Below are 5,313 nucleotides of genomic sequence, written 5' to 3' on the forward strand. Positions count from 1 at the left end.
GCCCGCCGGCACCTGAAACCATCATCCCGATGGATCACAGGCCGATGATGCACTAACAATCAACTTGGACCAGTCAGATGAGGCTGCTCACGGCCTTCTGAAGTGTGGCGTTTGTGGATCGTCTTTTATTTCCAATGGTGGTGGAAAGTATGTCAAATTTGGCTGTAGCGCGCGTCGAGAGCGCTCTACGTGCTCAAACAGGCGAATGATTTCTCGGTCAATAATCGACAACTGCATACTCTACGCTCTGAGGAAACACTTACTTCGCAGCGATTTGGTGAAAGTTGCCGTAAGGAAATACAACTCAGATTTAAAGAAGTGTTTGGCCACTCTTGATGACACACGCCCGAGACTCCAGAGGAGGCTTAAGCAAATAGCTGATGCACGGCGCAAACTTTTCTTTCTTCTTGAGCGCGGCGTGGAACCAGATGCCATAGAAGTAAGATTGCTGGAACTTGATGAAGAAGAGAGATCAAAGAAGTTACAACTGAGAAACTCTCCCGAACCAATCTCTGTCGATCCTGATGAAGCCGTTTCTAGATATACACGAGTGATCGACAGCTTGTTGGTTAATTCACTTGAGGACAACTACGCTTACAAGAAAGAAATCATGACGGCTGTTCGCGATTTGATCGACGAAATCATCATATACCCCAAGGATGATCCGAAAGGTCGAGATATTGATCTTTATGGGGACTTCGAAAGCCTGTTCAATCCATCAGAAAGGGGAGAAAATCCTCTTGGTATGGAAGTGATGGTGCCCGGGGGCGGAATCGAACCACCGACACGAGGATTTTCAATCCACTGCTCTACCCCTGAGCTACCCGGGCACGGGAACGACGTTTGTCGTTGGGTGGAGGCGTTCTATGACTTGCTACCGGCAGTGTCCAGAGGCTTTTTTACATTTTTTCAGTGCGGTCGCATTGTATTGCGTTCGTCCGCATCGGCCTCGGTCTCAGGGTCGTCTTCGCGCTGAGACGGGACCGCGTAAGAGCCGTTCAGCCACTTGGCCAGATCAATGTCTGCGCAGCGTTTCGAACAGAACGGGCGGAACTTCTTTTGCGTTTCTTCTCCGCAGATCGGACAGCTCATTTCAGGATCTCTGCGACAGGTAACCGGCTGCGTTTGCGCTGCAACTCGAAATGCCCCAGAGGTGTCCATCCCGCCAGTATCGTCTCGTCCGGGTCCGACTTGAAGGCCCCACGCAGGGCGGATTCGAACCCTCGGCGGTCTTTCTTGGGCATCGGAGCCAGATCCAGTGTGATCTGCCCCGCCAGCCCGCGCACACGCAATGCACGTGGCAGAGCTTTGGCACAAGCGAAGTTGGCTTTTGTTCCTGCCGCCAGCGACGTATCCGCGCCTGTGTTCACGTCAACGGCCACCAATGCGCGGGTCGGTTCGATAAAAAGATATCCGCCTCCGGGGAGAGGTTCGGAAATGCCACGGGCGACATCCAGCGCGTCCAGCACACCATGGGTTTCAAAACTGCCGGTTTTCGTCACAACCTCGGCAGGATCGGTCCAGTCGCGCCATGCCAGAATATGCGGGCTGTCACCTTCGCTCAGCAGTTCGACGTCGGACCCTTCGTCCGTCATCACTTGTTCAGCTTGCGCAAGCATGGCCGAAATGTCGTCGGCAATGTCACCGGCATCCGCATCCATGCAGCAGGAGCGGAGGATCAACCCGTAGGGGCTGTCGCCCATTTGTTCATGCGCGATTTCAAGCAGTTGATCCCGCTTGTCTTCATCCTTGATGCTGCGCGAGATGTTCAGGCCCGGTGCGTCGGGTGTGACAATGGCAAAGCGGCTTTTGAACAGGATTCGGTTGGTTACAGGGATGGCCTTGCCGGGCTCGGCATATCCGCCCACCTGCACCAGAAGCGTGGCACCCGGCGCTAACCCTTTGACCTGTCGAAGAAAAGCCGGGCCGTCGGGTGTCGTCAGGAACATGCCGCCCTGCCCCTTGACCGGACGATCGGCGCGGGCGCGATAGATGGTGCCCGGTGCCGGCGCGTCGGCGGCAATCAGGAGATCATCAAGCTTTCCGTCGACCATTAATGCCGCGGCCTCACGGCCTTGGATATGGTCCAGAACGATGGTGCGACCCTTCATGATGCCTCGCGATATAGTGGGTAGCCGATCCCTTGCAGCAAGGCGGCGGTCTCGGACAGGGGCAGCCCCACGATGCCAGTGAACGAGCCCGAAATCCATGGGATGAATGCGCCAGCAGGGCCCTGGATCGCGTAGGCCCCGGCTTTGCCCTGCCAATCACCGGTCGCCAGGTAAGCGTTGATTTCAACGTCCGACAGGCGTTTGACCTTGACCTGCGAGACGACATCGCGTTGCAGGATGCGATCCCCGCGCCGAACGGCGACCGAAGTGATCACCCGGTGGCGGCGACCGGACAGAGCGTACAGGAACTCTGCGGCTTGGCCCTCATCCTCAGGCTTGCCCAGAATACGCCGCCCCAGTGCAACAGTCGTGTCCGCGCAAAGCGTGATGTCGTCGCTATCCGATTGAACTGCCTTTACTTTTTCACGCGTAATACGGCTGCAATACGGAACAGGAAGCTCACCCTTCAGCGGTGTTTCATCGATGTCAGGGGGACGGATGGCGTCGGGCTGCACGCCAAGCTGCGCCAGCAGGTCCAGCCGCCTTGGGCTGCCCGATCCCAGGATAAACGCCATCTCGGCAGACGTTATTTGAAGCGGTAGTTGATCCGACCCTTGGTCAGATCATAGGGGGTCATCTCGACCTGAACCTTGTCGCCGGCCAGAACACGGATGCGGTTCTTGCGCATCTTTCCTGCCGTATGTGCGATGATTTCATGGCCGTTTTCCAGCTCGACCCGAAACGTCGCATTAGGCAGGAGTTCCTTCACGACACCGGGAAATTCGAGCGTATCTTCCTTGGCCATGTTGTCTCCATCATTAGGTTGCGCCCGCAGAATCTGCGGGGGTGTGCGCTTAAATGAGCCTATTTTTCCCTTATTTCAAGGGCGGATTCATCTAAAGAGTGGATAATGTGACCGTTTCGACTCGGGCGTCCTGCTCTGGCCAATGGGTCCGGTTCAGCACATGGCCATCGGCGCGAACCTCTGCGATGGCAGACAGGTCGACATCCGCATAGGTCCAGCCGGGCTGATTCAGAGTGCCCTCGGCCAGCACTCCGGTGGCTGGGAACCCCTTGTCCGGCGGGCCGAAAACGCCGCCCATGCCGGTGTTCATATCCACAGCTTCGGACCAGCCGTTGGCTCCGACCAGCGATGACATGACCGTAACACATTGATTTTCCAAGGCTCTTGACATCGATCCAATGCGAACACGCCAATATCCCGACAGCGCTTCGGTGCAGGACGGAACAAGGATCATATCCGCTTCGCTGAGTGCGCGGCCCAGCAAGGGAAACTCGCTGTCATAACAGATCAGAACACCGATTTTGCCCAGCGCGGTGTCGAACAGCTTGAGCGGACCACCCGGCGCAATGTCCCAGTCCTCGCGTTCAAAGCGGGTCATGATCTGCTTGTCCTGATGGTCGCGGCCACCGTCCGGGGCGTAGAACGCGGCGCGGTTCACCGGGCGGCCGAACCCATCCACAACCGGGGCCGATGCACCCAGAATGTACGTTTTGTACGCGCTTGCGAGGCGCGAGTGCAAATTTTGTACATCCTCGAACCGGTCCGAAACCGCGCGGATCGAGCGTTCCAGATCACCCGCCACCTCGGCCCCATCAAGCGTCGACACCTCCATCGCGCCGTATTCGGGGAACACCAGCAGCCCGGCCCCCTGCCCGGCAGCTTCGGCAACCCATCGGTCCAGCTTGTCCTCGTACTGCGCCCAGCTGTCGAGCCAGTCGAGATCATATGCGGCGGTTGCGACTTTCATTGATGGGATCCTCTGAGCCGATGTGTCGTGGCACTAAACCGTGAGAGCCGCCGCGTGTACAGTTCAATCTGGTTCTGGGGGGGAAGGAGGGGGGTGGAAGAGCTCTAGGCAGCCGATGGTCATTTTCTCCATTCAAGCACTCAGGCTACATTCCACTGTGGAATGTGGGCACTATTTTTGCCCAGCGTTTTCCCCGAAATGGAAACTTATAAAGCTTCGGGTAGAAGCTTCTTCCGCGCAATCGCTCCGCCGAAATTTATCAGATCAGTATTTACGAAGATCTGGAGGGTGCTTGATCCTGACCCTGGGGGGACGGGCGCGATATTCTCAAATCAGGAAAGGATTTTAACCCGAGAATTTCTTGTCCATATACCGGCCCATCATCTAAACCAACCCTTGCGGTTGGGCATTTTTGCTTTTGGGATAGAAGTTGCAAAATACCTGCATTGCGGATAGCGTACCCAGATTATTTTATTGTTTTTTTGGGGGATTACTTTGATGAAATTTCCTAGTCTGATTTGTTTTCTTGCACTTTTTGGTTGTGCGTTTGTCGTTCCAAGATCAAGCAATATTAGCATTAATGACTTTATCGGCTCGGTCGACAAAAACTTGAGTGTTTATCAAAGCGCAATCAATGAGTTGGCGGCGAACCCAGAAATTAAGCCCAACCCAATCGGGGTTTGTCTCGAAAACGTCACTATCAAAATGAGTGCGATAGAATCCAGGAGTGGCAACGCCGAGGGTGGTGCGAGCCTTCCAACTGGGCTTTCTCTGACCACCAAGTTCACGGAAACCAACGTCAACACAAACCTTGTTGTTATCGAGAAAACACCCGATTACAGCAGAGAAATCCAGTCTGACAGCGGATGGAAAGGATTCAACGAAGATGAAATCCCTCTGCAACTGTTCGACATTGGAAATGAGATGGCCCTCTATCTGTTTCTTGTACGTCGAGATGTTATCGCTGCCCGAAGGGTGTTCGATGGCACACCAGCCGCCCTTAGGACAAAGACTGATGGGCTGACGACGGACTTTGAGTTCAAATACATCTATGACGCTCAATTTGGGGGTAGCTTTGAGTTTCCTCCATTTAGTATTGGTGCGGGTACATCCTCGAAGAGCACTTCCATAAACAAAGCAACAATCAAGTTTTCCAAGAAAAACTATAACTCAAAAACAGGTTTTTGTGGCAAGGGCCAAAGTGGAATTCAGCCTAAATCACAGCAAACCCCGTCTACAACGGTTGCGCCTTGGTATCGCGGAGTAGAGGGGACTGCCACGCTGACTGAGGAACCAGATGAATAATTTTAGGTGGGAACCAAGCTTCGGGGAATCCAAAAGTGGACGTGTCGCGGTTTGATGCCGCTCCTTTGATAGCATTTATTGCAACAAAGGAGACGAACTATGGGACTGAAACGGACGGACGAATT

At 54.6% G+C, this 5,313-nt stretch carries 6 protein-coding genes, 1 tRNA gene and 1 pseudogene; 2 read left to right on the forward strand and 6 right to left on the reverse strand.

What is annotated here, in order from left to right; genetic code table 11:
* Positions 1–64: 64 nt before the first annotated feature.
* A pseudogene (locus ACR0BZ_RS19540) lies at positions 65–238 on the forward strand (recombinase zinc beta ribbon domain-containing protein); the annotation flags it as partial.
* 517 nt (positions 239–755) lie between these two features.
* Here ACR0BZ_RS19540 and ACR0BZ_RS19545 read toward each other — a convergent pair.
* From ACR0BZ_RS19545 to ACR0BZ_RS19570, 6 genes are all read right to left on the reverse strand, one after another.
* Positions 756–830, reverse strand: a tRNA-Phe gene (locus ACR0BZ_RS19545).
* Positions 831–909: 79 nt separating this feature from the next.
* The gene (locus tag ACR0BZ_RS19550) at positions 910–1,092 is read right to left on the reverse strand and encodes a DNA gyrase inhibitor YacG (protein WP_480473599.1); all 183 of its coding nucleotides are present in this window, start codon (positions 1,090–1,092) and stop codon (positions 910–912) included.
* Entirely contained in the window at positions 1,089–2,111 is a 1,023-nt protein-coding gene (locus tag ACR0BZ_RS19555) for a ribonuclease E/G (protein ID WP_480921052.1), read from the reverse strand. Before ACR0BZ_RS19555 ends, ACR0BZ_RS19550 begins: the two co-directional genes overlap by 4 nt.
* Positions 2,108–2,686 (reverse strand): Maf family protein, encoded by a 579-nt coding sequence (locus ACR0BZ_RS19560; RefSeq protein ID WP_480507479.1) that lies wholly within the window; start codon positions 2,684–2,686, stop codon positions 2,108–2,110. The genes ACR0BZ_RS19555 and ACR0BZ_RS19560 overlap by 4 nt, the downstream gene beginning before the upstream one ends.
* Positions 2,687–2,697: 11 nt before the next feature.
* Positions 2,698–2,916 carry a translation initiation factor IF-1 gene (infA, locus tag ACR0BZ_RS19565; protein ID WP_005978431.1) on the reverse strand — a complete coding sequence of 73 codons (219 nt, stop codon included), beginning with the start codon at positions 2,914–2,916 and terminating at the stop codon, positions 2,698–2,700.
* 91 nt (positions 2,917–3,007) lie between these two features.
* The gene (locus tag ACR0BZ_RS19570; protein WP_480921053.1) at positions 3,008–3,883 is read right to left on the reverse strand and encodes a carbon-nitrogen hydrolase family protein; all 876 of its coding nucleotides are present in this window, start codon (positions 3,881–3,883) and stop codon (positions 3,008–3,010) included.
* Between the two features lie 498 nt (positions 3,884–4,381).
* Between ACR0BZ_RS19570 and ACR0BZ_RS19575 the strand changes: the two genes are divergently transcribed.
* Entirely contained in the window at positions 4,382–5,188 is an 807-nt protein-coding gene (locus ACR0BZ_RS19575; protein WP_480539485.1) for a hypothetical protein, read from the forward strand.
* The last annotated feature ends 125 nt before the right edge of the window (positions 5,189–5,313 follow it).

It is taken from the genome of Ruegeria sp. P8 (assembly GCF_056534665.1).

Coding starts and splice junctions, on each gene's coding strand:
- ACR0BZ_RS19550 (WP_480473599.1), bottom strand. CDS start 1,092: ATGAGCTGTCCGATCTGCGGAGAAGAAACGCAAAAGAAGTTCCGCCCG.
- infA (WP_005978431.1), bottom strand. CDS start 2,916: ATGGCCAAGGAAGATACGCTCGAATTTCCCGGTGTCGTGAAGGAACTC.
- ACR0BZ_RS19570 (WP_480921053.1), bottom strand. CDS start 3,883: ATGAAAGTCGCAACCGCCGCATATGATCTCGACTGGCTCGACAGCTGG.
- ACR0BZ_RS19575 (WP_480539485.1), top strand. CDS start 4,382: ATGAAATTTCCTAGTCTGATTTGTTTTCTTGCACTTTTTGGTTGTGCG.
- ACR0BZ_RS19555 (WP_480921052.1), bottom strand. CDS start 2,111: ATGAAGGGTCGCACCATCGTTCTGGACCATATCCAAGGCCGTGAGGCC.
- ACR0BZ_RS19560 (WP_480507479.1), bottom strand. CDS start 2,686: ATGGCGTTTATCCTGGGATCGGGCAGCCCAAGGCGGCTGGACCTGCTG.